This is a genomic window from Ectobacillus sp., assembly GCF_056992975.1.
Map to the genome: position 1 here is coordinate 1 of NZ_JBXKMX010000070.1, position 4342 is coordinate 4342.

Consider the following 4342-nt stretch of genomic DNA (forward strand, 5'->3'; position numbering starts at 1 on the left):
AAATATCCAACATCAAGCGGATTGCTTTTCCTTGCTTCTTTCTATAGCTTTCTTTTTCTTTGTTTTAGGTATTCTAAATAGCAGCAGCAATCCCGCACTAAGTATTAATGTCCACACAAGAGCAAATTTATTACTGCTAACATATATTCCTAAAATAGGTATCAACATAAAAAAGAAGATCTTCATATAATAATTTGCTTTAAGATTAATGGACATGAATACAGCAATTAAAACTAGCACCGAAGGAATGAGATTATTACCCAAAAATGACTGATTCGTGTAATTTGCGTAGAAATAGTACGCAAATGATCCCAATATGGCAAATAAAGAAAGATAAAATCTGATAAACGGTCTTTTAGAAAACAGTATCCAAACGACAAGAAAATTAATACCTGTACATATACCAACAATCATTAATGTATGATAAAACGTATTGAAGGGATCTTTCATAAAGCTAAAAATGTAGCTGAAATTCAAAATAATAGCTGCAACCGCCAAAATTTTGAGGACTGGTTTTCCTCGGTACATCACCAGTTTCTTTTTCTTCCTTGACGATCTCGATCTGGAAGGCGAATATTCTCCCGCCTCCTCTTCGTCTGTTTTTTCCTCTTTAAAACTTATAAGCCATTCCTTAAATCCTCTTTGATGCTCTTCCTTTTCCGCTTTATACCTCGTTGGGAAATCTGTTTCATTAGATTTTTCGTCATAAACTTTTTCTTTTTGTTGGTCTGAATTAGAATAAAAATTCAAGCAATATTCACCTCAAAGGTTAGTATGTCATATTCAAATGCGAGTGTAAAAAACTCCAATTAAAAAAGCGAAATAATCTATTCTTTGATATCTTATTCCTTACGTTTCCTTTCACTTTTATCATGATAAGCGTGTCAATGTGAAATTTCAAGGTTCTATTTCCCTATATCGCTCTTCTGGCAATTAAGCTATACATTATAATTCCATCCTCTGTGGTGAAGTTCTGCTCCATGGATGGCTTAACGGGGAGAGCGTTAGAGCTACAAGAATTAAATGGATTTTAGAGCTAATAAGAGACAATATTTTTGTTATTCCATTATCGGGCCATTTAATTGAATTAATCTAACCGTTTCTTGAGGAAACGGTTAGAAATACGAGAGAAAGTATTTTCACTCGTATTTCTTTAAAACAATAGCTGCGTTATGACCTCCGAAGCCAAATGAGTTAGATAGACCGATATTTATTTTCACTTGACGAGCAAAAGATGGAACATAATCTAAATCACATAATGAATCAGGGTTTTCTAAGTTTATTGTTGGAGGAACTATTCCTTCCTTTAAGCTCATTGCCAAAGCAATTGCTTCAACTCCACCAGCTGCCCCTAACATATGACCAAAGATAGATTTATTAGCTGTTACTGGAATCTGATAAGCATGCTTTCCAAACAGCTGCTTAATAGCCATCGTTTCGGAGATATCTCCCACTTTTGTACTTGTTGCATGGGCACTAATAACATCAATTTCTTCAGGCGATATATTGGCATTTTTTAAAGCTGATCTCATTGCAAGATAGGCCCCTTTACCTTCCGGATGTGTAGCTACGATATGGTAAGCGTCTGAACTTGCACCATATCCAATGACTTCTGCATAAATCTTTGCCTCTCTACTTAAAGCATGAGATAAAGATTCTAAGATTAGAATTCCAGCTCCTTCTGACATGACAAATCCATCTCGATTTTCATCAAATGGACGACTAGCTTTAATGGGATCATCGTTTCTAGTTGATAATGCTGTAGCATTACCAAAGCTTGCAATTGATAAGTCTGTTATAGCTGCTTCTGTTCCACCTGCAAACACTACGTCAACTTCTCCAGAACGAATTAGTCTAAAGGCTTCTCCAATAGCAGTATTTCCAATGGCACATGCAGAAACAGGTGACATAGAAGGTCCCATTGCGTTCCATTTAATACTAATTTGTGCTGCAGCAGCATTAGAAATCATAGCTGGTACTAGAGTTGGGCTGACTTTTCTTGGCCCCTTCTGTCTGAGCGCATCAATATTTTCAATAAAGGTTTGAATTCCTCCTATGCCCGAACCAACGTATACACCTAACCTTTCTGCATCTATTCTTTCAAGGTCTAACTTCGAATCTGTCCAAGCTTGTTCAGCTGCAGCCAAAGCAAATTGAGAAAAGCGATCTAAACGTTTTGCTTCTTTCTTGCCTAAAATTTCATCTGCATCAAAATCTCGAATAATACCTGCAATTTTTGCCTTATGATTAGTAACATCAAATGTATCTATAAGGGATATACCAGACTCCCCATTAATCAGATTGTTCCAAAATGTTTTGAGGTTGTTTCCTATAGGAGAGACTACGCCCATACCAGTAATCACAACTCTTTCCACTTTTCATCACTCCAAATCAATATTATACTTGTATTTTACGGTACTTTTATCCTATTACAAGTGATTGTTTATCCTAGTATAACTACCACTAGGTTAAATTGGTATGATGAGGAGTTTTAAAAATGAATGATAAAACTAGGCTTGAAGCATTGTCGACATTCTTAAAAGCTAAGCGTGCCCAAATTAAGCCAGAGTCAATCGGTTTGCCTGCCGGAACCCGGAGAAGGACACCTGGGTTACGAAGAGAAGAGGTTGCACAATTAGCAGGTGTAAGTACCACTTGGTATACATGGCTAGAGCAAGGAAGAGATATAAAAGTTTCTTCAATTGTACTTGATTGTATTTCTACAGCTCTGCAATTAAATAATGATGAAAGAGACTACTTATATGATCTGGCATTAGAGGCAAAATCAGAAATTACCCATCAAAAAAAGGATCAATCAGAGCTTAGCCCTTCTTTAAAGCGAATACTAGCTGAATTAACATATTGTCCTACTATCATTACGGATCGACATTGCAATATTGTAGGCTGGAATCCTGCTGCTGCTCATATTTTTATAGATTTTGAACAAATACCGAAAGATCAAAGAAATTTGATTCATTTAGTGTTCACCAGAAAAGAATTAAAAGCATTGGCAGCCAATTGGGAACATTTTGCGAAAGGTTTTCTTGCCATTTTCCGTACCTATTATGGACGATATTTAGGCGATGAATGGTACAACCAATTTATTAAAGAAATGAGTCATTCCCATCCAGAATTCCAAGATTTATGGAAAGAAAGTCAAGTAAGTAAGGCTCCAGAATTGCTCATTGAATTCAGACATGCTAAAGCAGGTAAAATGTTGTTTAATTTAACTTCTCTCCAAGTTCAAGGTGATATGGATTTACGGTGCAGTATCTATACACCTGTAGAGGAAACAGATACAGAAAATAAATTAAAGCGACTAATGAAGAGGGTTTCCGTTGAAAATTAATAAAGTAATATTACTTCGCTAGCGAAATGGTAATGATTACTGAATAAAGTCATCATTCCTTATTGGGAAAAGTGTTAACTTTACGTTACTCTCTGGTTCCACGGCAGATGGTATTAGTTGAGGAAAAATAAGCTAATTTACATTCGTTATTCTTTTTTAGTTATTCCATTATAGGGCGTTTTAATGGAATAAAAGAAGAGCATATATTATACATGACTAATATGTGCCTTCTTTATTTTTAAGGATTTTTATAATTTAGGTCTTGATAATAGAATAAGCAACAATAACTTGTCTACAGATTAGGAAGGCAATGACAAGTTTAGTAAGCAAAGGTTACAAATTGATCCTATCCTTACCCACGTTTCTATCTCCAATTAAAATGGCTCATACAATTTTAATAGGCTTCAGATCTACTCCGAACCCCCTCCATACCCCTTTGCAACCCCCTTCCAAGTAATAAATCAGTACAATACAAAATAAAAACAAGTACATAATCATTTTCGCACTGCTAAGAAATTTGCAAAAAATTCCCACTTTCTTTCGTTTTGTCTTTATTTGTTAAGTAGAGGGACAATTTTGAATGTCTACTTAGGATGGGAGGAAGGAAGATGGCGGTGTACCGACTTGTGCAGGTGAATTTTTGGCAAGATGATTTTGTATTGGAATTGACTCCGGAAGAGAGATATTTTTATCTATATTTACTGACATGTACGAAAACGACGCAGTGCGGAATTTTTCCCTTGCCAAAACGGTTAGCGGAGATGGAGACAGGATATAACCGAGAAACGGTGGACAAGCTGCTTCAGCGTTTTATTGAGTATGGAAAAGTGCTGTATGATTCGGAAACAAAGGAAATCTATATGCCTAACTGGTTACGATACAACCCAATTACAAACACGAATGTGGAAAAGTGTGTGCTTCGCGAGTTGAAAAGTGTGAAAAGCAAGACGTTCCTACATATGTTTTTAGAAAAATGTATAGAAGAGGAGTTAA

Annotated in this window: 3 protein-coding genes and 1 pseudogene; 2 read left to right on the plus strand and 2 right to left on the minus strand. The window is 35.8% G+C overall.

Features of this window, described 5'->3' with window-relative positions:
- Nucleotides 1-12 precede the first annotated feature (12 nt).
- On the minus strand, nt 13-750 hold the full coding sequence (locus AC11ZT_RS03475; protein WP_484058274.1) for a hypothetical protein: 738 nt from the start codon (nt 748-750) through the stop codon (nt 13-15).
- A gap of 389 nt (nt 751-1139) precedes the next feature.
- Nucleotides 1140-2375, minus strand: coding sequence for a beta-ketoacyl-ACP synthase II (gene fabF, locus AC11ZT_RS03480; RefSeq protein ID WP_484058275.1), 1236 nt, complete (start codon nt 2373-2375; stop codon nt 1140-1142).
- Nucleotides 2376-2497: 122 nt separating this feature from the next.
- On the opposite strand from fabF, the gene AC11ZT_RS03485 reads away from it, so the two are divergent.
- Together AC11ZT_RS03485 and AC11ZT_RS03490 are read left to right on the plus strand one after the other, a co-directional pair.
- Entirely contained in the window at nt 2498-3349 is an 852-nt protein-coding gene (locus AC11ZT_RS03485; RefSeq protein WP_484058276.1) for a helix-turn-helix transcriptional regulator, read from the plus strand.
- Between the two features lie 608 nt (nt 3350-3957).
- Nucleotides 3958-4342 (plus strand): annotated as a pseudogene (locus AC11ZT_RS03490) (DnaD domain-containing protein); the annotation flags it as partial.